The organism is Psychrobacter sp. H25 (assembly GCF_059076335.1).
This window is the reverse complement of sequence record NZ_JCACRV010000001.1, coordinates 322,144-349,113: the sequence shown is the minus strand read 5'-3', so window position 1 is coordinate 349,113 and position 26,970 is coordinate 322,144. Positions and strand designations below refer to the sequence as shown.

At 43.3% G+C, this 26,970-nt stretch carries 24 protein-coding genes; 5 read left to right on the top strand and 19 right to left on the bottom strand.

Translation table 11 applies throughout. The features are described 5' to 3' along the window. Positions 1 to 225: 225 nt before the first annotated feature. Positions 226 to 840, top strand: coding sequence for a septal ring lytic transglycosylase RlpA family protein (locus tag AC5JPO_RS01405; protein ID WP_319051564.1), 615 nt, complete (start codon positions 226 to 228; stop codon positions 838 to 840). Between the two features lie 143 nt (positions 841 to 983). Here AC5JPO_RS01405 and radA read toward each other — a convergent pair whose 3' ends face one another. The 11 genes from radA to AC5JPO_RS01350 all read right to left on the bottom strand — a co-directional run bounded on the left by radA (position 984) and on the right by AC5JPO_RS01350 (position 11,786). Further along, complete coding sequence (gene radA, locus AC5JPO_RS01400; protein WP_493843047.1) at positions 984 to 2,420, bottom strand: DNA repair protein RadA; 1,437 nt, start codon at positions 2,418 to 2,420, stop codon at positions 984 to 986. 267 nt (positions 2,421 to 2,687) lie between these two features. Beyond that, the gene (lptB, locus tag AC5JPO_RS01395) at positions 2,688 to 3,467 is read right to left on the bottom strand and encodes an LPS export ABC transporter ATP-binding protein (protein WP_443527162.1); all 780 of its coding nucleotides are present in this window, start codon (positions 3,465 to 3,467) and stop codon (positions 2,688 to 2,690) included. Between the two features lie 88 nt (positions 3,468 to 3,555). Continuing rightward, complete coding sequence (gene lptA, locus AC5JPO_RS01390; RefSeq protein ID WP_319051574.1) at positions 3,556 to 4,038, bottom strand: lipopolysaccharide transport periplasmic protein LptA; 483 nt, start codon at positions 4,036 to 4,038, stop codon at positions 3,556 to 3,558. 161 nt (positions 4,039 to 4,199) lie between these two features. After that, positions 4,200 to 4,784 carry an LPS export ABC transporter periplasmic protein LptC gene (lptC, locus tag AC5JPO_RS01385; RefSeq protein WP_443527163.1) on the bottom strand — a complete coding sequence of 195 codons (585 nt, stop codon included), beginning with the start codon at positions 4,782 to 4,784 and terminating at the stop codon, positions 4,200 to 4,202. Next, positions 4,781 to 5,347, bottom strand: coding sequence for a KdsC family phosphatase (locus tag AC5JPO_RS01380; RefSeq protein ID WP_319051560.1), 567 nt, complete (start codon positions 5,345 to 5,347; stop codon positions 4,781 to 4,783). Before AC5JPO_RS01380 ends, lptC begins: the two co-directional genes overlap by 4 nt. A gap of 69 nt (positions 5,348 to 5,416) precedes the next feature. After that, positions 5,417 to 6,409 carry a KpsF/GutQ family sugar-phosphate isomerase gene (locus AC5JPO_RS01375; RefSeq protein ID WP_493843045.1) on the bottom strand — a complete coding sequence of 331 codons (993 nt, stop codon included), beginning with the start codon at positions 6,407 to 6,409 and terminating at the stop codon, positions 5,417 to 5,419. A 223-nt stretch (positions 6,410 to 6,632) separates the two neighbouring features. Then, positions 6,633 to 7,157, bottom strand: a complete 525-nt coding sequence (gene hfq, locus AC5JPO_RS01370; protein ID WP_493843044.1) for an RNA chaperone Hfq — start codon at positions 7,155 to 7,157, stop codon at positions 6,633 to 6,635. A gap of 437 nt (positions 7,158 to 7,594) precedes the next feature. Next, positions 7,595 to 8,767, bottom strand: coding sequence for a tRNA (adenosine(37)-N6)-dimethylallyltransferase MiaA (gene miaA / locus AC5JPO_RS01365; protein WP_493843043.1), 1,173 nt, complete (start codon positions 8,765 to 8,767; stop codon positions 7,595 to 7,597). A 52-nt stretch (positions 8,768 to 8,819) separates the two neighbouring features. Then, positions 8,820 to 10,601 carry a DNA mismatch repair endonuclease MutL gene (gene mutL / locus AC5JPO_RS01360; RefSeq protein WP_493853096.1) on the bottom strand — a complete coding sequence of 594 codons (1,782 nt, stop codon included), beginning with the start codon at positions 10,599 to 10,601 and terminating at the stop codon, positions 8,820 to 8,822. Positions 10,602 to 10,650: 49 nt separating this feature from the next. Further along, the gene (tsaE, locus tag AC5JPO_RS01355; protein ID WP_493843041.1) at positions 10,651 to 11,181 is read right to left on the bottom strand and encodes a tRNA (adenosine(37)-N6)-threonylcarbamoyltransferase complex ATPase subunit type 1 TsaE; all 531 of its coding nucleotides are present in this window, start codon (positions 11,179 to 11,181) and stop codon (positions 10,651 to 10,653) included. Beyond that, a complete protein-coding gene (locus AC5JPO_RS01350) occupies positions 11,181 to 11,786 on the bottom strand; it encodes a 6-pyruvoyl trahydropterin synthase family protein (RefSeq protein ID WP_319051554.1) in 606 nt (201 codons plus the stop codon). The genes tsaE and AC5JPO_RS01350 overlap by 1 nt, the downstream gene beginning before the upstream one ends. Before the next feature lie 357 nt (positions 11,787 to 12,143). Here AC5JPO_RS01350 and AC5JPO_RS01345 point away from each other — a divergent pair, with 357 nt between their 5' ends. Continuing rightward, positions 12,144 to 12,269 (top strand): hypothetical protein, encoded by a 126-nt coding sequence (locus AC5JPO_RS01345; RefSeq protein ID WP_443527169.1) that lies wholly within the window; start codon positions 12,144 to 12,146, stop codon positions 12,267 to 12,269. A gap of 247 nt (positions 12,270 to 12,516) precedes the next feature. On the opposite strand, the gene AC5JPO_RS01340 is transcribed toward AC5JPO_RS01345, so the two are convergent. After that, entirely contained in the window at positions 12,517 to 12,849 is a 333-nt protein-coding gene (locus AC5JPO_RS01340) for a YnfA family protein (protein ID WP_443527170.1), read from the bottom strand. A 6-nt stretch (positions 12,850 to 12,855) separates the two neighbouring features. Continuing rightward, positions 12,856 to 13,668: a PhzF family phenazine biosynthesis protein gene (locus AC5JPO_RS01335; RefSeq protein ID WP_493853095.1), complete on the bottom strand. Its 813-nt coding sequence runs from the start codon at positions 13,666 to 13,668 to the stop codon at positions 12,856 to 12,858. A 321-nt stretch (positions 13,669 to 13,989) separates the two neighbouring features. Here AC5JPO_RS01335 and htpX point away from each other — a divergent pair, with 321 nt between their 5' ends. Further along, a complete protein-coding gene (htpX, locus tag AC5JPO_RS01330; RefSeq protein ID WP_493853094.1) occupies positions 13,990 to 14,904 on the top strand; it encodes a protease HtpX in 915 nt (304 codons plus the stop codon). A 63-nt stretch (positions 14,905 to 14,967) separates the two neighbouring features. Here the strand turns inward: htpX and AC5JPO_RS01325 are convergent, their stop codons facing one another. After that, positions 14,968 to 16,242, bottom strand: a complete 1,275-nt coding sequence (locus AC5JPO_RS01325) for a saccharopine dehydrogenase family protein (protein ID WP_493843037.1) — start codon at positions 16,240 to 16,242, stop codon at positions 14,968 to 14,970. Positions 16,243 to 16,540: 298 nt separating this feature from the next. Then, the gene (locus AC5JPO_RS01320) at positions 16,541 to 17,782 is read right to left on the bottom strand and encodes a carboxynorspermidine decarboxylase (protein WP_493843036.1); all 1,242 of its coding nucleotides are present in this window, start codon (positions 17,780 to 17,782) and stop codon (positions 16,541 to 16,543) included. 99 nt (positions 17,783 to 17,881) lie between these two features. On the opposite strand from AC5JPO_RS01320, the gene AC5JPO_RS01315 reads away from it, so the two are divergent. Beyond that, a complete protein-coding gene (locus AC5JPO_RS01315) occupies positions 17,882 to 18,547 on the top strand; it encodes a DUF924 family protein (protein WP_493843035.1) in 666 nt (221 codons plus the stop codon). Positions 18,548 to 18,692: 145 nt separating this feature from the next. Here the strand turns inward: AC5JPO_RS01315 and AC5JPO_RS01310 are convergent, their stop codons facing one another. The 3 genes from AC5JPO_RS01310 to lpxB all read right to left on the bottom strand — a co-directional run bounded on the left by AC5JPO_RS01310 (position 18,693) and on the right by lpxB (position 22,416). After that, on the bottom strand, positions 18,693 to 19,937 hold the full coding sequence (locus AC5JPO_RS01310; protein ID WP_493843034.1) for a CAP domain-containing protein: 1,245 nt from the start codon (positions 19,935 to 19,937) through the stop codon (positions 18,693 to 18,695). Positions 19,938 to 20,171: 234 nt separating this feature from the next. After that, on the bottom strand, positions 20,172 to 21,080 hold the full coding sequence (gene rnhB, locus AC5JPO_RS01305) for a ribonuclease HII (RefSeq protein ID WP_493843033.1): 909 nt from the start codon (positions 21,078 to 21,080) through the stop codon (positions 20,172 to 20,174). Positions 21,081 to 21,099: 19 nt separating this feature from the next. Then, on the bottom strand, positions 21,100 to 22,416 hold the full coding sequence (gene lpxB, locus AC5JPO_RS01300) for a lipid-A-disaccharide synthase (protein WP_493843032.1): 1,317 nt from the start codon (positions 22,414 to 22,416) through the stop codon (positions 21,100 to 21,102). A 509-nt stretch (positions 22,417 to 22,925) separates the two neighbouring features. Between lpxB and AC5JPO_RS01295 the strand changes: the two genes are divergently transcribed. Beyond that, complete coding sequence (locus tag AC5JPO_RS01295; RefSeq protein WP_319051542.1) at positions 22,926 to 24,008, top strand: 3-deoxy-7-phosphoheptulonate synthase; 1,083 nt, start codon at positions 22,926 to 22,928, stop codon at positions 24,006 to 24,008. A gap of 294 nt (positions 24,009 to 24,302) precedes the next feature. Here AC5JPO_RS01295 and pepN read toward each other — a convergent pair whose 3' ends face one another. Beyond that, positions 24,303 to 26,945: an aminopeptidase N gene (gene pepN / locus AC5JPO_RS01290; protein WP_493853093.1), complete on the bottom strand. Its 2,643-nt coding sequence runs from the start codon at positions 26,943 to 26,945 to the stop codon at positions 24,303 to 24,305. Positions 26,946 to 26,970: the final 25 nt, after the last annotated feature.

The window sequence follows — 26,970 nt, the reverse complement described above, 5'->3', positions numbered from 1 at the left end:
TGAGCATGACCTAAGTAACATTAAGAGCTTTTACCGTTACTTATGATCATAAAATGAACATTACCATATATGAAAACCTATAAAGGTCTTATCATTAATCGTCAATAGACTGACACGTTAATAAAGACTTCAGAGAATAAATTACAGTTAGCTCACTCTAACATTATCATTCTCCATCTAAAAAATTTAGAGCTAGGTTTTGATGTATAAGCTATAGAGGTATTTATGAATAAGCGTTTATCTGGTTTACTTACTATGTCAGCAGTTTTATTTGCTGGATCTGCAGTTGCTACAAATGTAAATGCTGTGGAAGCCAAAACCTCCCTTGCAATGATTACGCAAGATAACGCCTCCCATATCGATCGTGTACTTGGTGAGCTTAGCCGTCAACATGATGGTGCATCAAGTTTGGTCAAATCAGCACGTCAGCCCACCTCATTAGCGCTTAGCAGCTCTCTATTGGCTAGCGATACGACACAGGTCACCAATGATGAAGACGTATTAGAACGTCTGACAGCTGTCGCCTCTAATTCAGTGAGCAAGTTTAAGCAAACAGGTCTAGCTTCTTGGTATGGTCGTAAGTTTCATGGTCGCAAAACAGCCAGTGGTGAAACCTTCGATATGAATGCCCTAACAGCAGCACATCGTTCACTACCATTGAACTGCTATGTCAAAGTTACTAACAAAACCAATGGCAAAAGCGTTGTCGTAAAAGTTAATGATCGTGGTCCATTCCATGGCAACCGTGTATTAGACTTATCTTACGGCGCTGCCAAAAAACTCGGTATTACGAGTAAAGGTGTGGGCAATGTCGCGATTGAGCGTGTTTCAGGTCCTTAGTTTCGAGCCAAGCATTTAGCCACTTAGCTGAATCAGAGCCATACAAATCAGATAGATAAAAGCGCCTAGCTCATGATGAGTTAGGCGCTTTTTTATGGTGGGATGTTATTTTGTACAAAGTCAATCATACGTCTTAACATTAACTATAATTCAAACGCGCTTTCGATAGCATCATCAAGACGTTCAACTGCGATTACATTAATTCCTTTAAACTGTGGCGCACCTTTAGCAGGTGCATTGGCCTTTGGAATGATCGCATGCTTAAATCCATGTTTCATCGCTTCTTTCAGACGTTCCTGCCCATTAGGTACTGGGCGAATTTCACCAGAGAGACCGACTTCACCGAACACTGCTAATGACGAGGGTAACGGTTTTTCTTTAATACTTGAGGCGCATGCCAACAACACCGCTAAGTCAGACCCCGTCTCTATAACTTTGACACCGCCTACAACATTGACATAGACATCTTGCCCACTGGTATGAATACCGCCATGACGATGCATAACCGCGAGCAGCATCGACAAACGCTGAAAGTCTAGTCCCAATGCCATCCGTCTCGGTGAGCCTTGAGAGTCATCAACCAATGCCTGTACTTCTACCAGTAAAGGCCTTGTACCTTCACGGCTAACCATGACCACAGATCCGGCAACAGGCTTATCATAACGACTCAAAAATATGGCTGATGGATTGGCAACTTCTTTTAACCCCATATCAGTCATACCAAAAATCCCTAGCTCATTTACAGCGCCAAAGCGGTTTTTGACCGCGCGAATCATTCGAAAGCGTGAGTCAGACTGACCTTCAAAGTACAGTACCGTATCAACCATATGTTCAAGCACACGTGGACCTGCTAATGTACCTTCTTTGGTCACGTGACCGACTAAAAATAGCGCAGTGCCTGTTTGTTTTGCATAGCGTGTCAAGATAGCAGCAGACTCTCTAATCTGGCTGACACCACCTGGTGCTGAATTGATGGCATCGGTATATATGGTCTGAATAGAGTCAATGATAGCGATGGCTGGCTGCTCTTGGGTCAAGGCGGCACAAATAGTTTCCACATTGGTCTCTGCCAATACACGAAGCCTATCAGCAGGTAGGTCTAGGCGCTTAGCACGCATGGCCACCTGAGCAAGTGACTCCTCACCTGTGACGTATAGCGCACTCCCTGCTAGTGATTCAGCACGTGCCATATTGGTCGCTGTTTGCAACAATATAGTTGACTTACCAATACCAGGATCGCCACCGATTAGCACGACAGAACCAGCTACTAACCCGCCGCCCAGCACTCGATCAAACTCACTGATGCCTGTTGGCAAGCGGGTATCTAACGTGACGCTTACTGCATTAAGTGGCATGACCGCACTATGAGTACCTGAGTAGTTACCAGCTGCTGCACCCGTATTACGAGGTGTGGGGCGATTCGGTGTAGACTTTGCACTACTCTTATTATGATGCGGCATGCTGACATTTGGTGCTTCAACCAAGCTATTCCATTCGCCGCAATCTGTACACTGCCCTGCCCATTTGCCAAAATGCGCACCGCACTCTTGACAGACATAACTGCTTTTATTTTTTGCCATAAATAATGAGCCTTATTCAGGTGGTTAGTCGAGAATAATGAATGAAGTATCGATATGTTTTTGTAAGCGTTAAAGAGATAGAATACTCAGCCATTAACGTTATAGGCTGTGTGTTATAGATGGGTTAATATTCAACGTATAAGTATTATGGTTGCTATTATAGCTATAGGAAATGTGCTTACTGCTGGTCTTATGGGTCAATTCACAATACTAGATCCAGCAGTCTGTAGAGATATAGGTATGAGAAAAAAATATTAGGTTCTTAGACTATACTTGAAAGTCCTTACCCAAATAGACGGATTTTACCAAATCATTATCCAATACTTCAGACGACGTTCCTTCAGCGATGATCGCACCCTCTGAAACGATATAAGCTTTTTCACAGATGGCTAATGTATCACGAACATTATGGTCAGTGATCAAAACACCGATACCACGGTTTTTCAGTGTTAAGATAACGTCTTTGATGTCACCGACAGAAATAGGATCTACACCTGCAAACGGCTCATCCAATAAGATAAACTTAGGATCAGCTGCCAGTGCACGAGCAATCTCACAGCGGCGACGCTCACCGCCTGATACGCTCATCCCCAGCGATGTACGTACATGTTCTAAATGGAACTCACCAATCAGTTTTTCAAGCTCCTGCTGCTGCTCAGCTTTACTTAACGCTGTACGAGTTTGCAGGATGGCTAATATGTTGTCTTCGATAGAGAGCTTGCGAAATATCGATGCTTCTTGAGGCAAATATCCAATGCCAGCACGAGCACGCTCATGCATAGCATATTTGGATAAGTCCATTTTCCCAAGAGTGACGCGGCCCTTATCCATATTGACCAATCCGACTACCATATAAAAACTGGTGGTTTTACCTGCCCCATTGGGACCTAATAGCCCGACAACTTGGCCCTGCTCAACAGAAAACGAGACGTCTTTGACGACCCAGCGTTTACCATAACGTTTGCCTAAGTTTTGCATCGTCAATCGAGCGACAGGTGCCGTATTGGTATTCAATGCTGAAGGGTTTGTATTTTTATTATCGCTCATAGCTCACTCTTACTTTCACAAAATTCAAGCACTGCCAAAGCCTTGTTTAGCTGCTCATATTTTAATCTTACGACCATACTGGCATAGACTAGCGTACACCGCTTTGGCTAGTATTGTTGTTAGGCGGGAACACGAGCTCTACTCGTTGATTACCACCAGCAGTTGCTTCCACATCACCAGCTTTTAAGCTATAACGAATTACATTACCAGCAAAACTTGCCCCATTCTGTACCAGCTTAGCATTTCCCGTTAGCGTGATGATGCCGGATACTGCATTGTAATCAATCTTATTGGCTTGACCTTTAGCCAGTCCTTTTTCTTGCGTGACCACTTGCTGCATAGTGGCTGGACGACCTGTTGCTACCGCTGAGTTGATACTACGTTGCTGAGAGAGATTGACAGTGATGTTATCAGCAGTCATCTTAAATGTACCCTGAGTAATGATGACATTACCTGAATAACTGGTGACACCAGTACGCTCGCTATAAGTAGCCTTATCCGCTAGCAATTTTATTTGTTGATTGGCATCTGATGGTAATGCATGACTATATAACGGTAGCGCTAATAGCATAACTACTGGCACGGTACGTAAGTTGTGTAAGCAGCGTGATGATGCACGTAAAGCAGGCAAAAATTTAGATTTCATATAATGGCTCATTTCATAATTCGTGATAGAAATTGCAAACGTCATGCTAGCTGCTATTTTCACATAATGGATAAAAAGGTTATGGGTTAAAACAATGCTTTATCTTGACGATCAGCTGGCATAAAAGCGACCGCGACTTGACCAAATTCATACTCACCTGTTTCAAGATTGGCTGTCATACTAGACGCTTCAAAGCGGTTCATGCCTTGTTCGATTTGGACGGGTTCTTCACTGTAGACTTGACCTGACTTTGTATTGCCTTTTAGCGTAGTACCCGTCACTTTTATCGGCTCGATATCGGATGCGTCTTTATTCCCTTCGCTCACCAATGTAAAACCACCTGACAGGCTTAACTCCCCTGTCTGTTGACTGATAGCGGCAGTGCCCGCTTGAATACGATAACGCTGTTCTGTTGATGGCTCCCAATTCATCGTGATACCTGACATCTCATCTTGATCGGTTTCAGGATTATGAGTTAAAGATTCAGCAGTAAGCTCATACTCAGTTTCGCCTTCATCATTCGTTTGGACTGCTTTGATGTCAGTGGCTTCATAATCGACATCTGTCGTTTCAATATTGACTGGCGGCGTTACGTCGCCCTGCTGCTGAAAAAACCAACCAGCAATGCCTGCAATGATTAATGCTAGTACAATTAAAACACGTGTATTCACGACTGTTTATCCTGAGTTTGAGCTTCATCAAGCGTATAGCTCGCGATAAAGTCTTGATAATGTCCATGTCCTTTTAAGATGAGGTCACATATCTCACGTACTGCGCCAGTACCACCCGCTCTAGTGGTCACCATATCGCTACGCTTAATGACCTCTGCATGCGCGTTTGGCACTGTCGCAGCAAAACCCACTGTCTGCATCGCTTTGATATCTGGTAAATCATCACCCATATAAGCACAGTCGTCAGCAGTAATGTTAAGTTCAGGATCTAGAGACGATAACAGCTCGTTTAATGCAATGAGCTTGTCATCACGTCCTTGTACCACATGGTTAACACCCATCTCTGCAGCTCGTTTATTTACCATCGCACTACTACGACCAGTAATAATAGCGGTCAAAATACCATAACGCGCGAGAGACTTAACACCTACGCCATCATGCACCGAAAATGCTTTGGTCTCGATACCATTAGCATCATAGATGATTTGACCGTTGGATAAAATCCCATCGACATCCATAACCAATAGCTTTACTTGTCCAGCTTTTTTTATTAAGTCTTGCATTATTTTTCTCATCCTGACGGCTGTGTTACTGAGTATTTTATCTTGTCACATCATCGACGATCGATAGTATTATTTAACACCAGCTTGTAATAAATCATGTACGGTAATAATTGCTTCTAGATGGTCTTCATCATCGATAATCAGTAATTGACTGATACCATTTTCATTCATGACGCTCAAAGCATCCGATGCACGCATGCTTTTGTTAGCACGGCGTGGGTTGCTGACCATCACTTTATGCATAGGTGTTTGTAGATCAATGCCTTTTTCTAAGCCGCGGCGTAAATCACCATCAGTGAATACGCCAACAACTTTATCACTATCATCAGTCACTACTGTCATGCCTAAGCGTCCAGCAGACATTGTAAATAGCGCTTGCTGTAATGGTGCTTGCTGATCGATTAGCGGTAGGTCTTCTGATTTGGTATGCATCAAGTCTGCGACACGCGTTAATAACTGACGACCCAAGGCACCAGCTGGATGCGATAGTGCAAAGTCCTCAGACGTGAAATTTCGCGCATGTACTAAAGCCACCGCTAGAGCATCGCCAAGTGCTAAGGTAGCGGTCGTGCTCGACGTAGGTGCAAGGTTGAGTGGGCAAGCTTCTTGTGACTGACCAAGCGTCAGCACAATATCAGCGGCTCGTGGTAGCATACCGCGCTTATCACGACTGATACTGATTAGGGGTATATTAAGGTGTTTGACCACTGGCAAAAGCATTTTGATCTCATCAGACTCACCAGAGTTTGAAATAGCAAGCAGCACATCACCTTTTACGAGCATGCCCAAATCGCCATGCCCCGCTTCACCAGGATGCATGAAAAAAGAAGGCGTACCAGTCGATGCAAAAGTCGCTGCTATTTTACGTCCAATCAATCCTGACTTACCCATGCCAGTGACTACAACGCGACCCTGACAAGCCAAAATAATATCGCATGCTTGTGCAAACCGATCATCGATCTGCTCTGTCAGTAACGCCAATGCGGATATCTCGGTATTGATCGCTTCGATAGCAGTAGTAATGAATTGCTCATGGGTCAAATTATTTTTAGTATCACTCATGAATCTGCTCTATTTTTATGGTGAATCAGTATAGTATTTTACTATACTCTGCTTCATATTAATAATGGTCTACAAGATTTATAATACTGTCACAGTCTAATAGCTTTCCTAACAGCCATGAACCTGTTGATATAAAAAAAACCCACTATCGTAGCAGGTCTTCAATGGATACATCATAGCTTGATAGTGTATTTTATGCAGCACACTAAGATCATATAGCTATTTAGCTGTTGCTGTCATTTGATCCATCATCTGGCTTGTTTTCAAAGCCTGTATTGTCTATTGATGCATCAAAGCCGCGATCCTGACCAAAGCCGCCGCGCTCAAAACCGCGATCCTGACCTTGACCAAAGCTACCACGTTCAAATCCACGTTCTTGACCTTGGCTAAAACCACCACGGTTGAACCCACTACGGTTAGAAGCAAAACCGCGTTCGTCAAACCCACCAGCAGAATTGCTACCACGTTCAAACCCACCGCCTTGGTAGCCAGCTGGTGCCGCACTTTGAGGTTGTGTAGTAGAGCCTGTCGTTGTACTGCTACGTGGATTGCGTGCAGGTACAACTGTTGAGATCGCGTGTTTGTATACCATTTGGCTGACAGTGTTTTTTAGAAGTACAACATACTGATCGAATGATTCAATTTGACCTTGCAACTTAATGCCATTGACCAAAAAAATAGAGACAGGAATGCGATCTTTGCGCAGTGAGTTCAAGAATGGATCTTGTAAAGTTTGTCCTTTTGACATGAAATCTCTCCTAAATATTATATAGTTATGTTTTGGATGCCAATTATTCTAAGTGTCAATTTAATTATAATGGCTAAAAGGTAGATACAATGGTATTTTTTCTTTGTAAAACGTATCTAAATCAATATTGGTTGCTCTTAAGTGATTCCACTTTATCGCGAATACATTGTTATTGTAAATAAGTAAGTAACTACTTATTTCATTAATTATTTTTATCTACAAAAGTCAATTATTACTGGTTTGTGGCTTAGAAATTTGGCAAGAAGCATTGTGCCTTGCTCCATTTTCAGCCAATTCAAAGTATAACAGCTATCTATGCTAGTTTTTGAAACTAATTGTGATTACTTTCTTATACATACGTGGTATTCGTTATAGTAGTGAATCGTACACATGATATGCGCACAATAAATTAACAGTCAAAAATTATATTTATATATCTATTTGTATAAGTAGTCTCTTGCCTGCGCCATTGTAGCAAATGTTTGCAACACTATATTACTATCAATAAGTTCGGTAGTGGGGTCACAACCTACTGCGTTATCTAACGAAGTATTAGGCAACTGCATAACTTTTCGTAACCATGTGTACTGACGCTTGGCCAGCTGTCTCGTAGCATATAATGCCTTATTTTGCATTTCCTGACAAGCAAGTGCCTCAGCCTCGTGAGTTGTTGGCATTGACTGAGCAGTTGATTGCATCATGCCATATTGCGATTTGTTTTCTCTGGTTAGACTATCATTCTCTTCAAAAGCGTCATAAAACTGAGCTTTCTCTAAGTGCGGTTTATCAAATATCTCATGATCAATGCGAACCAAATACTCTAATACTTGTCGATAGCCGACGCAGCGCATCGACGGCATGTTAGGTGTCAACGAATATTTCTCAAGTAAGCCAATAACCTCAGTTACTAGCCCCTCATTCCACATAATATCTAGACGTTGTTCAATACGTACGTGCAGCCATGGACGCTCAGGCATAACCGATAACGCATACCACTGCTGAGCTGGATTATGTGCCAGCGCTTGTTTTGGTTGACGCTGCCACTCACTTATCGGCTTATTTGTCTGCAAATAGACTTCAATCGCGCGGGTAATACGCTGGGTATCAGTAGCGTTCAAACGCTCATAACTTATCGGGTCAATGTTACCCAGATAGTCATACAGTGCCGAAATCCCCTCTTGCTGGCGCCATTGTTCGACGCGCGCACGTACACTATCATCACTATCAGGCACTGGAGATAACCCATCGAGTAATGCCATGTAATACATCATTGTACCACCTACCAACAGCGGTATCTTTTTGCGCTCATGACACTCATCAATAAGGCGTGCCACATCAGTGACGAATTCAGCAACGCTATAGCTTTGTGTAGGGTCAATGATGTCAACTAAATGATGAGGATAGCGTGCCAGCTCAGCCGCTGTTGGCTTGGCCGTACCAATGTTCATGTCACGATATATGAGTGCTGAGTCTACCGAAATCAGCTCATAACGCCCCGTATCGTATAGCTCATATGCCAATGCTGTTTTGCCGCTAGCGGTTGGTGCCATTAGACACACTACACTGTTATCCGGCAAGTTTTGAGATACGTTATCAGACGAGGAATACATGGCGTTGCCTTTAGTCAAGTGAGGATGGCAAAAGTGAAGCTCAGTTTAACAGCTATGATTTTGAAGATAGCATCAACGCTACTAGACGGCTGCTGTCTATGACTTTGAGCGAACTATTTTTTAGTATCTCAGTGAGATCGGTCTCAAACATTATAGAGTCCTGTGCAGACATTTGAGAGTTGATCTCATTGAGTTGTTGATTGATATCGCTAGCACTGTTTGGCATTTGATTTTGATTAAATGCTTTGCTATCGAATAATTGCGATTCAAATAATTGATTCACCTTGGACTGCCAGTCTTTGACACTTACTAATAGACATTGACCTTGGTTGTAAAATAGCAACCAAGGCAATGTATTGTCATCTATGTTCGAGTTAATAGACGTAGCGGTTACCACGTTACCCAAACCAGTCACGATATCTAAGCAAACTGGTAATGAAAATGCGCGCAGTTTCATTTCAGCAGAATAATGTGGAGCGTCACTATTATTTTGATCTGTTGAATCACTAATGTGAGAATGTGTTGATTTTTGAGAGGATGTTTCTATTGGGTTTGATCTTGTTGGATCTGACTGATAGGACTGCCTAACAGACTGTACTCGCGGGCGACGTCTGTGAGTATCTGTAGGCTGCGTACTCGATGTGAACATTTCAGACGAGCGACCTGTAAGTGAGCCACCCATCAAAGCATTACCATCTGGTAGCTCTGAGCAAACCTCTTCAGCAGTATCAACCATCGGCGTAGATGTGGTCTTGACCGTCTCAATCGTTTTCAACTGAGTGCGGATCGTATGGCTTAAATGCGCCATGATGTTATTAAGTGGGCTTATTTTGATACGCTGTTTCGATGGATGAACATTGATATTTAACCACTGGGTTGGTAATTCAAAATAAAGCGCGTAACCCACACTTGCCAGCTGGGCGCTCTGAGCCAGTTGACGCATCTGGTTACTAATCAAGGCCTCTTTTACCAATCTCCCATTCACATAAATCAGCTTCGGTAAGGCCGTTTGCTCATGATGCATCGGCCACAGCCAACCGCTAATCGAGGCTTGGCTTGTCACCATATTATCGTACGCTATGGGTTGTTGTATAAGGCTCGATAAATCTATCGATATATTGATCGCATCATCCGTTAGTGCCATACCAGTGGCTTGCTCTAGACGCGATAGTGGCAAACGTTTATTGTCACTACTACTGTGGTTGCTTGCAGAGAGCGATAGCCGTTTTTTATTATCATGACATAGTGTTAAGGCAACATCAGCTCGCGCTAGTGCAACTTCGCGAACAATCGTCTCGATATGACCAAACTCAGTCGCAATAGATTTCAGGTTACCACGGCGTGCAGGCACATTAAAATATAGGTCTTTTACGATAATGGTTGTACCACGATTATGCACGACTGGCGTCAGTTTTGGCGTATCATCCAGCACACCAGCGACCTGTAATTGGCGACCAATGCCACTATCATCATGGCTACTCGTCAAACTTAAACGAGAGACAGCAGCCATCGCCGCTAACGCTTCGCCGCGGAAACCCAGCGTCGTGATACCGTGCAAGTTGGCAACATCAGCGACTTTGCTGGTAGCATGACGCGTGATAGCCATGACCATATCGTCAGGATATATACCTGTACCATTATCTACCACTTCTATCGTACCCATACCACCTTGTGTGATGCGCACGTCAATATTGGTCGCGCCTGCATCAATGGCATTTTCAAGCAGCTCTTTGACTACTGCGGCTGGACGCGTCACGACCTCACCTGCTGCTAGTTGATTGATCAGCAGCGGTGATAGTTTTTTGATACGGATATAGGAATGGCTATCTGGCATTATTGACTGTCATGTTTTGGAAAGTTTGGAGCGCATTGGTAAGCATTGTTTAGATTTGCAAGTTTGTTAGATCTACACCTTGTGCTTGTCCTGTCTTCGATAACCGTAGTATCACTTGGCGGGCGTCATTTTCCGTACCATCGCTTTCATCTTGCGTCATATCAATATACAAGGTTGGCAATGGTAGATAGCCATCAGCGCGGCTTGCCCATTCGATGATAACTAGTGCTTCAGGCTCATCTAAATATTCATCAAAGCCAATAAAAGAAAGCTCTTCTGGATCTTGGAGACGGTATAAGTCTGCATGATAGACAGGCTTGGTTGTACCATTATTTTGCTGGATACTATACGGCTCAACCAAAGTATATGTCGGGCTCTTTACGGCACCAGTATGACCAAGTGCCTGCAACCAGTAACGCGTTAAGGTGGTTTTACCAGCACCCAAATCCCCTGCCAGCCACACACTACCCGTTAATGGCAATGCTGCCAGTTGCTTGGCCAATAACTGTGTATCTTGCTCAGAGTTCAGTATCAGCGTTTGCACAGTGCAACTATTTTTTATTGATTGGTCGTTATGCATTAGTCTGAACCTGCCTGTACTTGCATCGTCACCGTTGGATTAGTAAAGCTTTCACCGCGAATCAGCTTGGCATACAGATCAGAGTCAGTCCATTCAGTACGAACTTGCTCACTAAATTCAAAGTCCTCTAAGACCAGCTTACCCATTTGCTCGTTTGTCACATCGTCAGCGAAACACTGCGCGTAGCCTGTCGCCGTCTCATGAGCAATCACTGAATAAACACTAACATCTGCTTCGCCATTTTGCATCTGCGTCTGGCGCAGTATTTCTTGCGCCCAGAAAAATATCACACGTGAGAACTGTTCTGCCGATGGAGATACTGGCAGACTTATCCAGCGCGCGCTGAATTTTTTACACGCTGCAACATACTCAGGATCGTCTTTGTTCCAAAAACAAATCGCATGGTCAAAGCTGTCGATAATGTCTTTGATCGAAGATTTTAGCAGCCCAAAATCATAAACCATTTGCCCATGATCTAAACGATTAGCCTCTAAAATAAGCTCAATCTGATAGCTGTGACCATGAATTGAGTGCTTGCAACGCTCAGAGCTACAATTACGAACAATGTGAGCATTTTCGAATTTAAACAGTTTACGTATACGCATAATAGGGTGACCAAAACAGTGAGCACGATGGTGCTAAATGTTAATAAATAAAAGTTTGCCGCGTTTATTCATCGGCTTTTAGCCATTATAGCAAATCGCTATGTATCCGTAAGTAAGCACTTATAAATACCATGATTGATTGAACAAATTAGCTGTAATGTGATTTGGCTAACACAATGATTTTGCTAAAGAAAGTAGAAGAAATAAATCGTAGGCGAATTGTGCGAGTGCTATCTATTACTAACGCTTAAGCCTATACTCGATTCAGTAAGCGACAATGTTAATTGTCACCATACTTACTTTAAGTCAGCTCAATTGGCTTAACGGGTTGTATGCGTTATCTACAAAGGAGTTACCATGAGTAAGGGTCAAGACAGCAAGAAGAACATCAAAAAGAAGCCGCTTTTAACAGCTAAAGAGAAAAAAGCCGCCAAACAAGCTAAGAAAGACGGCAATAATGGCAGTATCCGAGACAAGCACTAATTTTATATATAGATACTAATCATATAGAACGGTTCATCAAATGCGATCATTTGGCGAACCGTTTTTTATTAGTGGCTATTTACTAACTAGGGTGTGTCTTCATTTTAAAAATGGTCATAGAAATGAGATAAATTGCCGTCAAACAAGGAAAATAGTCTCGATAATATCCAGCTATTTGACGCGGTTTGGCAAAATTTAGTCATTTTTAGTCCATTTAGACGACCATCGATTGAATTGAAGACATGCCCTAGGCACTACGCGGCGCAAACATAATGATCGCCATGCCAAGTAGCGCGACCACAGCACCTATTATGTCCCATGAAGTCGGACGAATACCATCGACAGCCCATAACCATAGTATTGCCATAAAAATATATACACCGCCATAGGCTGCATAAACCCTACCTGCAGCGGTCGGATGTAATGACAGCAGCCAAACAAACGCGACTAAACTCAGCGCGCCAGGTATTAGCAGCCAGATTGACTTGCCTTCTCGCAGCCACAGATAAGGCAGATAACACCCTGCAATCTCAGCCAATGCGGTCAGCGCAAACAACCCAACGGTTTTTAATTCTGTCAAACCTATCTACTCCTCAACGGTGATAAATCCAGTAAGATAAGGTACGGCATTGCCAGAAATGAGTACTCTATCCCCTACCACAGTACAGTCAAGCGCGCCGCCTCGGCTAGATGCTTGATAGGCAATCAATTCGCTTTTGCCCAAACGCTCTGCCCACAAAGGTGCAAGCCCAGTATGAGCCGAACCAGTCACTGGGTCTTCGTCACCGCCATTTGCTGGCCAAAAGTATCTAGAGACAAAATCATAATCCTGATAATTTTCTGAGGTTGCCTCACAAGTTACCACCACATCGTAAGGTGCTAGCTGCTTCAATTTGTCATTATCACGCACAACATTCAATACGTCGGATTCAGAGTCATAGATAACAAAATACGCTTGAGTATTGCGATAGACTTCAGCAGGCACAATAGAAAGCCCTGCCAATAAGCTATCAGGAATCTCATCAATTTTTTCAGGCATTGTATTGGGAAAATCCATTTGTATCTTGCCTGATTCTGTTTGGACAATGGTAAGTATACCAACTGCTTTGGCTGAAAATTGAATAACTTTTACGTTCGGGTTTTTCTTAAACAGCACGTAAGCAGAAGCTAAGGTCGCATGACCACAGAAGTCAATTTCAGTCAGTGGTGAAAACCAACGAATATGATAAAAACCTTTGTCATCAACAACGATAAAAGCCGTTTCAGACAAGTTATTTTCAGACGCAATAGACTGCATCAAAGCATCATCTAACCATTCATCTGTCACAATAACCGCAGCGGAATTGCCTTTAAACAAAGTGTCAGTGAAGGCGTCTATAATATTTATTTCTAGTTGCATGGGATGTTCTCATTTTTTTAATTTTTAAAGATTAACCTTGGTCATCATTATCTTCGGAGAAATCAAAATAAGAAATAGTTGACCAAAACTTAATACTTAGATCAATAGGCAATAGTTTCGGTGATGTTGTACTGTAGCTAACCAGTCTTGGCAACGAGCTAATATACCTAGATTGTTGGGACAACATAATTATTTTAGCACTTTGACATTATTAAAATGGTATGACAGATAAAACCACAGTAAAATCTATCATAACAAACAAACCTCTTAGATAACCGTCTATCTAGGCCATACCAACACTTTAAATAGGAAATTAGCGTCATGATGCGTATTGGATTATTTTTATTGACCAACTTGGCCGTGATCGTGGTCTTTAGCATTGTGTTTGGGATACTGTCCAGATTTTTTGGGATTGGCGGTGTATACACGGCAGGTGGGCTAAACTATGTCAGTCTTGCTGTTATGTGCGGTATCTACGGTATGGTTGGCTCAATGGTGTCACTCTTTATATCAAAGTGGATGGCCAAAAAATCCACGGGTACGATGGTGATAGAATCCGCACGTAACCCAACTGAGCAATGGTTGGTCGATACAGTGGCAAAACAAGCACAAGCGGTAAACATCGGTATGCCTGAGGTTGGTATTTTTAATAATTCGCAGCCAAATGCCTTTGCGACTGGCTGGAATAAGAATAAAGCGCTAGTAGCGGTTTCGTCTGGTCTACTACAGAATATGAATCAAGATGAAGTCGAAGCCGTATTGGCGCATGAAATTGGTCATGTGGCAAACGGTGATATGGTAACCCTTGCGCTCATTCAAGGCGTGGTCAATGCGTTTGTGATGTTCTTTGCGCGCATTATCGGTAGCTTCGTGGACCGTACTGTGTTCAAAAACACCAGTGATCGCCCAGGTATCGGTTACTTTATCACCAGTATTGTGATGGATATTTTGCTTGGGTTTTTGGCGTCTGCCATCGTGATGTGGTTCTCACGCTTACGTGAATTCCGTGCGGATCAAATGGGGGCAAAACTTGCCAGCCGCGAAAAAATGATCAGTGCGCTTGATGCTCTGCGTCCTTCCGCACAGCGACCAGATCAAATGCCTGAGAGTATGAAAGCGTTTGCGATCTCATCAGGACAAACGCAAGGCTTTAGTATTGCCAATCTATTCCGCTCACACCCAACATTGGATGATCGTATTGCGGCGTTGAGAGAATATAATCCTAATGAATTATAGTAAAAACTAGACACAAAAAAGCCTATCTTTTATAGATAGGCTTTTCTAAATAAAACTCGCTAACTAAATATCAAACTCAAGTGCTCTATCACCTTCGCTATCTTTGATACGCGTTGGCAGACCAATCTTATTGAGTAAATTGATAAATGGCTTGGCATCTAACTCTTCGACGTTGACCATCTTGCCTGCATCCCATTCGCCAGTTGCAACTAGCATGGCTGCCGCAACAGGGGGTACGCCTGCGGTATATGAGATACCTTGGCTACCCACTTCGTTGTAAGCATCTTTATGATCTGAGACGTTATAAATAAACACTTCAGTCTCAACGCCATTGATTTTGCCTTTGACTTTGTCACCAATGCAGGTCTTGCCTGTATAGTTCGGTGCCAGCGAGCTTGGATCTGGTAGTACGGCTTTTACAACTTTTAACGGTACTACTTCTTGACCTTCAGCCGTCATTACTGGCTGCTCAGACAGTAGTCCTAGGCTCTGTAGCACGGTGAATACGTTGATATAGTGCTCACCAAAACCCATCCAAAAACGGATGTTTGGTACATCTAAATTGGCTGACAATGAATGAACTTCATCATGACCACTCAGATAGCTGTTCTGCACGCCTACAACTGGTAGGTCATCCGTACGTTTGACTTCAAACATCTTATTAGACTGCCACTTGCTGTCTTGCCAAGAATAAACCGTACCGGTGAACTCACGGAAGTTGATCTCTGGGTCAAAGTTAGTCGCAAAGTATTTGCCATGGCTGCCCGCATTGATATCAATGATGTCGATATCCGTCACAGACCCTGCATCCATCATGTCGTAGCCAAGACGCGCATACGCATTGACCATACCAGGATCAAACCCTGCGCCTAAAATAGCAGTGACATTATTGTCTGCACAGCGCTGTTTACGTTGCCACTCGTAGTTGTTGTACCAAGGTGGCGTCTCACAAATCTTACGTGGATCTTCATGAATAGCCGTATCTATATATGCCGTGTTTGTCTCAATACAAGCTTCTAGAACGGTCATATTGATAAATGCCGAGCCAACATTGATAAGTATTTGTATTTTTGTGTCTTGTATCAGCTGCACGAGTGCTTGGCTGTCCATCGCATCGACCTGATGCGTATGCAAGACCGCAGCCTGCTTAAAGCTGTCTTTTTCTTTTACGCTCTGCGCGATAGCATCGCATTTGTCTTTGGTACGTGAGGCGATATGAATCTCGCCAAGTACATCATTGTGCATCGCACATTTATGTGCGACCACTTGAGCGACACCGCCTGCTCCGATGATCAGTACGTCTTTTTTGTTGGGCTTAGCTTGTTGGTTTGTGTTCAATGAACAATCCTCCTTTGTGTCCCTGTCGATACCATTGATAGCGGCTATGCAAAACAGAAACGAGTGAATGATATGCGTGAATTAAAAAGGAAGACCGAGGAAAACCCACGCACCCGTCGGGCAAATACCACTCCAGTATTTGCCCGAGGCGATTATAACAATTTTTATTCCCTTATCGGTAAAAAATATGCATAAAAAGCAGAGATACTAAAATACTCACTAATACAAACTAAGTCTTTGTTTTTTAATACTTAAAAATATCACAAACCGACAATAGCATTGTTTAAAAAACTAACCCTTAAGACAGGCTGGCTTTGTAGTCTTGGTAATCAAACTCACGCTGGATATCGATACGACCGTCCAAACGACGAATCACAATTGCAGGCATATTGACCCCATTGAACCAGTTTTTCTTCACCATCGTATAGCCTGCGGCATTACCAAAGGCAATCTCATCCCCTATCTGTAAGTTACTTGGTAATGCATACTCACCAAAGATATCGCCTGCCAAGCAAGAACGACCATAGATAATCGTATGGTCTGCTGACTCAGCATTAGCTTCAGACGGTGCAGCTTCCGCTGGATTACCAATAGGTGCGATATCAACAGCAGCATTATTGATCGCAGCAATCGGTGCTGACTCACGGTAAATCAGTAAATCAAGCATATGTGCTTCGATAGAGGCATCAACGACGGCTAAGTTTTTTTGATTATGCATCGTATCTAGGACAGTAGTGACCAGCGTACCCGCACCATGGATACTTGCTTCACCCGGCTCAAGATAGACTTGCACGCCATACGTCTCGCTAAATGCTTTTAATCTGTCAGCGAGCTTTTCTAGTGGATAATCAGGCGCGATAAAGTGAATACCGCCGCCCAAGCTCACCCACTCAAGCTGTGCTAATACATCACCGAATCTGTTTTCAATATCAGCCAAACTCTCACTAAAAGCGTCAAAGCTGTCGTTTTCGCAATTGTTATGAATCATAACGCCAGTGATATCACCAAGCACCGCTGCAATTTTGTCTTTGTCATGCTCACCAAGGCGGCTGAATGGACGCGCAGGGTCAGCAATCAAAAACGATGAGTTGCTGGTCTTAGGATTTAGTCGTAAACCGACGGGAATATTTTGCGCCGCTGCTTGGTCTTTAAAAGCATTGAGCTGAGAGATTGAGTTAAAAATAATCTTGTCAGCGTATCTCAATACTTCTGGCAGTTCATCTGCACTGTAGGCAACGCTATAGGCATGTGTTTCTTTTTTATCTTGGCTACCCGCCTCGGTATTATCACCAAAGGTTTCATATCCCAATCTAACTTCATTGAGCGACGATGAGGTCGTACCATGCAGATAAGGCTGCATCACATCGAACACGCCCCATGTAGCAAAACATTTCAACGCTAGTAATGCCTTGGCTCCAGACAACTCACACAAACGCGCGATGATTTTCATATTGGCGACGATGGCCGCTTCATCGAGCACATAATATGGGGTTGGTGGTAGTGTTGTGTTGGTAGAATTTTCTAGATTTTTTGCATTCATAATAGATTACCTAATAGACACTCTGCTGTTGGTATCTTGACAGACAGATATAAATATTTGCGCTATAGTAGACTAAATTCATCATAATTAGAATATCTTATGGCACTCTCAACCGATTATTCCACCTCTGCCAGCCGATCTCATTCTTCTCAACTAGACCCAAAAGACATAGATTTGACTCATCTCGATCCTGAGGCACGTGCAGTGTTGGATTTTTGGTTTAATGAAGACAATGAAGCCTGTTGGTTTGAACAAAATGATCATTTTGATAAGCAGATAGCGGATAAGTTCTATAGTACTTGGCAGGCAGCCGTGCAAGGTGAATGCGTCACTTGGCGTATTGCGGAGTCTTCACTGGACGGTAATAGCTCGGTTACGGCGCTGGCAGGACGATTAGCAGAGATTATCGTGTTGGATCAGTTTTCACGCAACCTATACCGCGGTCAAGCGAACGCTTTTGCTCAAGACGGTATGGCAATAGTACTGGCACAAGAAGCGGTTCAGCAGCCCTACTTTGATACGCTGCCGATGCAGTGGCGCAGATTCATCATCATTCCATTTATGCATTCTGAATCAGCACTGATTCATGACCGTTATCTGCCGCTATTTCAGCAGTTGAATGATCCAACCACATTGGACTTTGAGTATCGCCATAAAGAAATTATTGATCAATTTGGGCGCTATCCGCATCGCAACGAGGCGTTAGGACGCGACTCAACCAATGATGAAAAAGCCTTTTTGCAACAGCCAGACTCCTCGTTCTAAAGTCAAAACTGCTAATGATTAGTTGTATAACACGCTCAATGATAGTCAAAGGTGTTTTACAAAATAAGGGCTGAACCAGTTATCTGTTTCAGCCCTTATTCTACCCTATCGTCTCAATAGCCGAACTGGTGTTTTAGTTTACCTACTAATAATTTACTTGACCTGTGGTAAACGTAAATGATTGGGTTTCAGAAGCTTGATTGTCAACCAATATATCAAAGCTCACTTGATACTTTGTATTACCATAAAGACCACATTGTTGACTCTGGTCCGCACGACGCTTAACTTCACAGCTTTTGAGTGCATCGGTCAACGGTAATATAAAAGCTTCGTTCTCTGGTAGCTCGTAGTTGGTATTGCTGTACGGATCATTGTCAAAATCAATCAACTGAATCGGTACATCAGTATTACGCTGAGTATCACGGAACTTGATGTTACTGACTTTGATTTTATCTGCTGATGGCATACTCACATAAACAGGCTGTCCGATAGGATCAGTACGCAAATTGCGACCAGTTCCTCTAACAGGGTTTGGCGACTCATTATATAGCGCAGTTACTGTACCAGTCACCCCTTCGCATGGATAAGTAAAGACACCTGATACGGACCTATTTCTTGTCGCTCTTGTCGCTGAGGCATGGCTTACTAAGACATAGCCTTGATTAAGGGTTGGATTTTTGGCATTAGGTTTGTAAGTAACCATCCCTGTGCCGATCAGACTCGACGTTGGCAGCATCAAAGAACGCAGATGATACGGTGCGGCTAGCAATGATTTTGCCATTGAGGTTGCCACCATATCTACACTCAAGAAATTACCTGCTGAGCTGTAATAGACAGATTGAGCGATATTTTCTGTCGCACCATATTGTGCATTACTGTAGTTTGCATTTAACAATCTATCTGAGAAGTCCAAGCCACCAAAGAATGGATTGTTGTCGCCTGTGACGCTAGCAATATCACTGATTTCATTTTCGACATGGGCATTGAAGGTGGTTGGTGTGCTATTAGCAAATACATATTTGATATAGTTTGCATGCTGAATCGCAATATCGTCCAGTTTTGTATCACCAGAGAGACCACTTAGACCACAGCTGGTTCTGGCCAGACTGAATTGATTATTAGCACTTAATGCTGCTCGTGCGTTGTTGTCTACGGGTTCCTTATTTGTATTGTCTGGTACATCTCCGGCTGACTCTTCCTCTTCATCGGGCGACGCTGTGATAGGTACTGAAGTAATTGGTTCTGATACGATATCTTCTTGTGTTTCACTCGGTGGGTCATTAGGTACAGAGCTGCTATCGGAGTCTCCACCGCCACCACCACAAGCCGTTAAAAACACTGTTAAAAATAGTACTGAAGCGAGGTTTTTTTGAGGGATATGAGCTGTCATCTTTTATCCTATAAAATAGTTATGTATATAAATCATAGTGGAAATAAAAAATTAAACCAAAGCTTAGTTATTGATTTTACAGGTTTTTGTATTGGTATGAATATATTGTAATATACTTTATGGACTTTTGCTCGTTATTTCTAGAAAACAGTCTATTAATTCATAATATATGTCGCTTGATTGTTATGGGATTTCGGTACATTCGTGATGATTAAAATGCTCGCTGTTTTGCGTTTATCTACTTTCTAGCGACTTTCGTACTGGTGCAAAACTACGTCTATGTGCTGATAGCACACCGTATCTGTCAATTGCTTCCATGTGAGCGCGCGTCGGGTAGCCCTTGTGTTTAGCAATACCATACTCTGGATATTGCGCATCAAGGCTGTACATGGCCTCATCACGGCTCACCTTTGCTAATATACTGGCGGCGGCAATACTCGTATGGCGCGCATCGCCCTTCACCCACGCTTGGCAATCAACGCCAGATAGCGTCATATCTAATTCGTCAAATATAGCGGGGTTCAGATCAGGGCAACGATTGCCATCGAACAGCACCTCAATCTTTACGTTATTAGGCAATGCGTCTTCAGCGACTGTGGCCGCTAAAATACTTTTAAAAACTATTTTTAATAACGTCTCCGTACACAGCCGCATACCAAGCATGGTTGCCTGCAATATATTTACCTGATCGATGACTGCTGCTGGTATGTCAGCGATGACATACCCTGTGGCATGCTGTTTGACCAGCGGATAAAGGATATCTCGCTTTTTTTCACTCAATTTTTTTGAGTCTGTCAGTATTGACAATGGTGTGTCTTTGAGTGGTTGCTCCTCAATCAGTCCTGACCACATCGGCGGCAGTATTGTAGCAGCAACATTAACGCTCCCCAGTAATGGTCCACGCCCTGCTTCATCGACACCAATTTGCAGTACTGTCTGCTTAGCTTCTTTATCATTGGTGAAATAGTGAGTGAGGAGCTCCGAAGTATTCATCTGCCCATATAAATGTATGGGTGCTAGCAGTTGAATATACTGACCTTTGACATCGATATTTTCGATCTTGATATCAACTGTCTGAATTGAGTTTTCTATATTGTGTTGATCCGTACTATGTTGATCTGTACTGTGCTGAATAGGCATCATGTTAAAAAGTCTTTCTTGTTTAGGTAGGATTGATCATCTTAGTATTTTGCATAAACCACTGCTCAATCACACTATTTGCTGGTTCATGGTTGCTTTGCTGCTGTAATGACTGCTTTGTCGCTAGTAAATCCTTTAGTTGTTCAGCATAGGCACGTGGCTGCAGTAGACGCATCACGGTACGGCAAATATTGTCACCGCTTGCCTGCTCTTGTATAAGCTCAGGCACAATTGGCGCACCAGCAAGTATATTCGGCAATGCCACATAAGGCACCTTTACCAAACGTTTGGCAATCTGATAGGTCAGCTTATTTAATTGATACACCACCACCATCGGTCGTTCAAGCAGCATCGCCTCCAATGTTGCTGTCCCAGAGGCGAGCATCACAATATCTGAAGCTGCCATGGCCTGCTGGCTAAATTCTGGTTGGGTGTCGTCATAAACGACCACAATAGCTTCTCGTAGCTGCTCTGAGCGTTGATCTATAACCTCTTGGACAATATACTGATGGTTTTGATCCACTGTCGGAATGATAAAGCACAGCTTAGGGTCTAGCAGTATTAACTTTTGAATACCATCAAGCATTAAGGGCAAAATAGCCGTAATTTCACCACGCCGAGAACCTGGCATCACACAAACAAGCTGACTCACATCATCAAACCGTTCAATAAAAAACTGCTGTAATCCATCGTTGTGCCAAACGAGCTCGCTGCGGCGCTGATTGATTGGTGTGTCTATCAATGTCTGATCGATAGTTCGTAACAATGGATGACCCACGCAGATCGCCGGATGGTTATGACGCTCATAAACCGGTAGCTCAAATGGAAACAAGCACAACACCAGATTGGTTGCTGCTTTGATATTGTGGATACGTGACTCACGCCACGCCCAAATAGAAGGGCTGACATACTGTACACAGAATACGCCTTGCGGCTTGAGCTTTTTGGATACCCGTAGATTGAAGTCTGGTGCGTCGATACCAACAAACCAATCAATACTAGCCACCCCAAACGCACTCAGTAGCTCGCGACGCGCTTTGAGCAAATCTGGTAGCTGTGACATGACTTCAACCAGTCCCATCACCGCAAGACGCTCTAATGGGAAAATACTCTGCAGCCCTTGCGCTTGCATTTTGGGACCACCAACACCAACCCAGACGATATCATCACGCAGATTGTTCATCTGCTGCATAAAATCTGCACCCAAGCTATCTCCAGACACTTCGCCTGCCACGATACCTATGACTAGCGGTGCGAGGTGTCTGTTCGGTCTTTGAGAGTCCGCCTCTGTCTGGCTGACTAAATCAGTATGTGAATGAGACGTAGCAGAATCTGTCATGACAAGCTCTCAGTGTTAAAGAATAAAAATAAACCGCTATTATAAAATATAACGCCACAAATCAGTGATAAGTATTCACAGATGATGTACAGGTCTGTCTACCATATCTCTAAAGTAACATTTTAGCCACCTACCGCTGATGTCGCTATCATACGTGACGATGATAAAAATAGCTAAACTCGCACGTGAAACCCAATTTATAGAACCTAAGCTATGAGACTCCATTTCTGAAACCTAAGCTATAAAATCTGAGTATCGACCGTACAAATTTAGATTAGTCGTTATTAATAGATAGAAAAAATAAATCCCAAACGTGCATTTGCAGTTTTAAATACAATGCTAAGACGTATCTCATTTTGGAAAACACACCCTAAATGCATGGAAGTATAACTAAGTTTTAGATTCCTCATTCCAGTTATCAGTCAATTAACTGCCTGACTACCCTTGTCAACCAAACATTTTGTCCGCATAATGAATATTCCTATAAATCAGCTAGACGATATATAACCATGACAACATCAGTTACCCATAATGCAGATATTGACGACGTGAATATTGAAAAATTTATTCCTTTGATTACGCCCGCTGAGCTAAAAACTGAGCTACCTCTATCAGATGAAGCCTATAAAACCGTCCTAAACGGTCGAAACACTATCCAAAACATCTTGGACGGCAAAGACAAACGATTGTTTGTGGTCATTGGACCTTGTTCTATCCATGATATCAAGGCGGCACATGAATATGCTGATCGCTTAGCCGTATTGGCAAAAGAGATCGAAGACAGCGTATTTGTAGTCATGCGTGTCTATTTTGAGAAGCCCCGTACTACGGTTGGCTGGAAAGGCATGATTAATGACCCTGATATGAACGACAGCTTTGATATCGAAAAAGGATTGCGCACTGCACGTAAGCTACTGCTTGATCTCAACGAAAAAGGGCTTCCTTGCGCCACTGAAGCACTTGATCCAAACACCCCGCAGTACATGCAGGATTTGATCAGCTGGTCGGCAATTGGCGCCCGTACTACCGAAAGCCAAACACACCGTGAGATGAGCTCAGGCCTATCTTGTCCAGTGGGCTTCAAAAACGGTACTGATGGTGGCATGACGGTTGCTGTCAACGCGATGCAAGCCGTTAAAGAAGGACATAGTTTCTTGGGTCTGTCTTCAGATGGCAAAGTCTCTATCATCAAATCGAAAGGTAACCCTTACGCACATGTGGTACTACGCGGTGGTAACGGTAAGCCTAACTATGATGAAACTGCAGTTGCTCAAGTTGAAAACGAGCTGGCCAAAGGCAAAACCAACAGTAAGATCATGATTGACTCGAGCCATGCCAACTCAGGTAAAGATCCGTACCTACAGCCGATGGTCATCAACAACGTTGCTGAGCAGATTCAAAACGGCAATAAGTCAATTATCGGTATGATGATCGAAAGCCATCTAAAAGGCGGCAATCAAAAGCTAACTGCTGACTTGAGTCAACTTGAGTATGGCAAATCTATCACTGATGGTTGCCTAGATTGGGACAGCACGGTTACAGCATTACGTAGTCTACATGATATGGTAAAAGACGTCTTACCAAACCGCTAATCGGTCTCAACGATTACCGACTGTCTAGCGAAAATTGTCTAGTAAAAGTGGAAAGCCCGTTTGGCACTAATAATCAAGTGCCAAACGGGCTTTTTCTATAAGCACGCTATAAAAAAACTCTAAAGCTCAGTAAGCAATGAGCAATGAGCAATGAGCAATGAGCAATGAGCAATGAGCAATGAGCAATGAGCAATGAGCAATAAATAGTAATTTTCAATCAAACAAAGCCAATCCTAAAATAGGATTGGCTTTGCTTTTATATCATAGACTGTATCGTTGCATTACGGTTCACAATCAATCGTCTGCCGCGCCCAGCACACTGTCTAGACTCTCAGTCACATGTTTAGATGATACATTCTTTTGTAAGTCTAGTAGCTGTTCATGTGCCATTTGACGATGTGGCTCAGCCAATGTATTCCAACGTGCTAGTACTTGTAGCAAACGCGATGCCAATACAGGGTTGGCGTCATCTAACTGTTTGATAACATCGGTATACATTTTTAGACCTTCTGCCGTCCATAGTACTGTTGGTTGCGAGCTAAAGGCACTAATGACTGAACGAACACGGTTAGGCGTATTCCAATCGAAATCTGTGTGCGTAAGTAGCGATTTGACCACATCAGGCGTCACACTATCAGCGGCAGCTTGCACGCTAAACCACAAATCGATAACCAGATCATTTGCTTGAAAACGCTGATAGAAATCAGCAAGATAATGGTCTGCATTTGCCAATTGATGATTGACCATTACTTTGAGTGCACCAAAGCGCTCAGTCATACAGCTGGCACGATCATACTGCTGCTGCGCCCAGTCTGCTGAACCGTCAACATTAGCAGTCAGTGCCATATCAAGTACAACGTTACGCAAAGCTCGGATACCACGAGATTTAGCACTGTCTTCGTAGGACTGCATTGGCAGATTATTGTACAAAACTGCCCATTGGTCTTTGAGTCTGTTTGCTACTTGTTGATATAGTCCATCACGCTGCTCTTTGACTAACGCTGGATTGTAATCCTTAGAGATAGCAGAAGCCAGCTCCTGTGCTGAGGGAATATCAAGTAGCCTTGCCGCCAACATTTCATCATCAGCTGCCAAGACAGGCAACGATTGCTCCAATGCCTCTAGATACACATCAGGGCTACTCTTTTCGCCTTTTCCTTGCAGCAAAATACGATTGACTAGCATCTGAGTCACTTGCCAGCGATTGAACCCATTGGTTTCATGCTTGAGCAAAAATGCTAAGTCTTCATCTTGATAATCATAATTGAGCTGTACTGGTGCGCTAAAATCACGCAACAAAGAAACCACTGGCTCGCTTGTCATATTATCAAACACAAAGGTTTGCGTTGCTTGGTCAAGCAGCAGCATACGCTCAGCAACAATACTGCCAGACTCTTTGTCAAACAGTGCCGTTGCTACAGGTATCGGCAGTGGTTTTGGCGCATTAAAGCCACTAACATGACGTGTCTGCTGGTTCAAAGTGATGGTCAGCGTCTGTGCGGTACTATCATAGGTTTGATGACCTGATAATACTGGCGTACCAGGTTGGCGGTACCAATCGATGAAGTCTTCGACTTTTTCATTAGTGATGCTAAGTGCGGACAAAAAGTCTTCAACAGTTACGGCTTGCCCATCATAACGGCGGAAATACTCGTCTGTTCCTGTACGGAAATCGTCTGGCCCTAATGTGTTCGCAATCATACGTACGATTTCAGCACCTTTTTCGTAGACAGTCGTTGTATAAAAATTATTGATCTCAACGAAGCTCTCTGGACGTACCGGATGGGCTAATGGGCCTGCATCCTCAGCAAATTGATGTGCGCGCAGTGTGGCTACATCATCGATACGCTGCACAGCACTTGACTGCTGATCCGCTGAAAATGACTGATCACGGTAGACCGTAAAGCCTTCCTTTAAACACAACTGAAACCAGTCACGGCAAGTGATTCGGTTACCTGTCCAGTTATGAAAATACTCATGGGCGATGATAGCTTTCACACTAAAGCTACGTGCGTCGGTGGTGGTTTCAGGACTAGATAACACACAAGCCGTGTTAAAGATATTAAGTCCCTTATTCTCCATTGCACCCATGTTGAACTGACTGACGGCAACGATCATATAGCGGTCTAAATCATAGGCGCGCCCATAATTAACCTCATCCCACTTCATAGAATCTTTTAGCGCTTGCATACCAACATCACATTTATCGATATCGGCAGATTTTGCATACACTTCTAGTAAGACTTCTCGACCTTCACTCGTCGTATAAGAATCTGTCAGCACATCCAAATCAGCGATGACACAAGCAAACAAATAACTTGGCTTGTTGGTGGGATCCTGCCAGATTGCATAATGACGCTCTGGCGCATCAGTGACCTCGCCTGCTTCAACTAAGTTGCCATTGGCCAATAGGGTTGGATAGCGCTTATCTGCCTCCAATCGAGTGGTAAATATCGCCAGCACGTCAGGACGATCAGGATAAAAAGTAATCTTGCGAAAGCCTTCTGGTTCGCATTGGGTCACGAACATGGTGTCATCACCGCTACCCGCCATATATAGACCTTCGAGCGCGGTATTGGTCTGCGGGCAGATACGCACCTGAATATCTAAGGCAACCTCATCAGGGGCATCATGAATTATCAGCTTACCGTCTTCTTGGCTGTAGTGATCAGTTGTTAGCTCGTTACCATTCATAGTAAGGGCTAATAGCTCTAACGACTCACCAAATAAGACAATATCTCCTATGGTTTGGCGCGTCATTTCAAGTGTACTGTTTACTAGTGCATGGTCTTCAAATAGCTTGATGTCCAGATGAACCGTCTCAACATCGAAACTTGGCTTCTGATAATCTTTTAAGTTAATTTTGCTAGGTGCATGCGGTGGTACATCAGGCATATCAGGATTGATAATTTGAGCATCAGTTTCAGCAGTGGACATATGATTTCCTATTATTGATTATATA

What these genes read in the sequence shown, in the direction of transcription:
- AC5JPO_RS01345 (WP_443527169.1), top strand. Translation starts at nt 12,144, where the DNA reads ATGAGTAAGGGTCAAGACAGCAAGAAGAACATCAAAAAGAAGCCGCTT.
- lpxB (WP_493843032.1), bottom strand. Translation starts at nt 22,416, where the DNA reads ATGACAGATTCTGCTACGTCTCATTCACATACTGATTTAGTCAGCCAG.
- tsaE (WP_493843041.1), bottom strand. Translation starts at nt 11,181, where the DNA reads ATGCATAACGACCAATCAATAAAAAATAGTTGCACTGTGCAAACGCTG.
- radA (WP_493843047.1), bottom strand. Translation starts at nt 2,420, where the DNA reads ATGGCAAAAAATAAAAGCAGTTATGTCTGTCAAGAGTGCGGTGCGCAT.
- AC5JPO_RS01405 (WP_319051564.1), top strand. Translation starts at nt 226, where the DNA reads ATGAATAAGCGTTTATCTGGTTTACTTACTATGTCAGCAGTTTTATTT.
- rnhB (WP_493843033.1), bottom strand. Translation starts at nt 21,080, where the DNA reads ATGATGCCTATTCAGCACAGTACAGATCAACATAGTACGGATCAACAC.
- hfq (WP_493843044.1), bottom strand. Translation starts at nt 7,157, where the DNA reads ATGTCAAAAGGACAAACTTTACAAGATCCATTCTTGAACTCACTGCGC.
- lptA (WP_319051574.1), bottom strand. Translation starts at nt 4,038, where the DNA reads ATGCTATTAGCGCTACCGTTATATAGTCATGCATTACCATCAGATGCC.
- AC5JPO_RS01310 (WP_493843034.1), bottom strand. Translation starts at nt 19,937, where the DNA reads ATGACAGCTCATATCCCTCAAAAAAACCTCGCTTCAGTACTATTTTTA.
- lptB (WP_443527162.1), bottom strand. Translation starts at nt 3,467, where the DNA reads ATGAGCGATAATAAAAATACAAACCCTTCAGCATTGAATACCAATACG.
- AC5JPO_RS01335 (WP_493853095.1), bottom strand. Translation starts at nt 13,668, where the DNA reads ATGCAACTAGAAATAAATATTATAGACGCCTTCACTGACACTTTGTTT.
- AC5JPO_RS01350 (WP_319051554.1), bottom strand. Translation starts at nt 11,786, where the DNA reads ATGCGTATACGTAAACTGTTTAAATTCGAAAATGCTCACATTGTTCGT.
- AC5JPO_RS01320 (WP_493843036.1), bottom strand. Translation starts at nt 17,782, where the DNA reads ATGAATGCAAAAAATCTAGAAAATTCTACCAACACAACACTACCACCA.
- AC5JPO_RS01295 (WP_319051542.1), top strand. Translation starts at nt 22,926, where the DNA reads ATGACAACATCAGTTACCCATAATGCAGATATTGACGACGTGAATATT.
- pepN (WP_493853093.1), bottom strand. Translation starts at nt 26,945, where the DNA reads ATGTCCACTGCTGAAACTGATGCTCAAATTATCAATCCTGATATGCCT.
- AC5JPO_RS01380 (WP_319051560.1), bottom strand. Translation starts at nt 5,347, where the DNA reads ATGCAAGACTTAATAAAAAAAGCTGGACAAGTAAAGCTATTGGTTATG.
- miaA (WP_493843043.1), bottom strand. Translation starts at nt 8,767, where the DNA reads ATGTATTCCTCGTCTGATAACGTATCTCAAAACTTGCCGGATAACAGT.
- mutL (WP_493853096.1), bottom strand. Translation starts at nt 10,601, where the DNA reads ATGCCAGATAGCCATTCCTATATCCGTATCAAAAAACTATCACCGCTG.
- AC5JPO_RS01375 (WP_493843045.1), bottom strand. Translation starts at nt 6,409, where the DNA reads ATGAGTGATACTAAAAATAATTTGACCCATGAGCAATTCATTACTACT.
- AC5JPO_RS01315 (WP_493843035.1), top strand. Translation starts at nt 17,882, where the DNA reads ATGGCACTCTCAACCGATTATTCCACCTCTGCCAGCCGATCTCATTCT.
- htpX (WP_493853094.1), top strand. Translation starts at nt 13,990, where the DNA reads ATGATGCGTATTGGATTATTTTTATTGACCAACTTGGCCGTGATCGTG.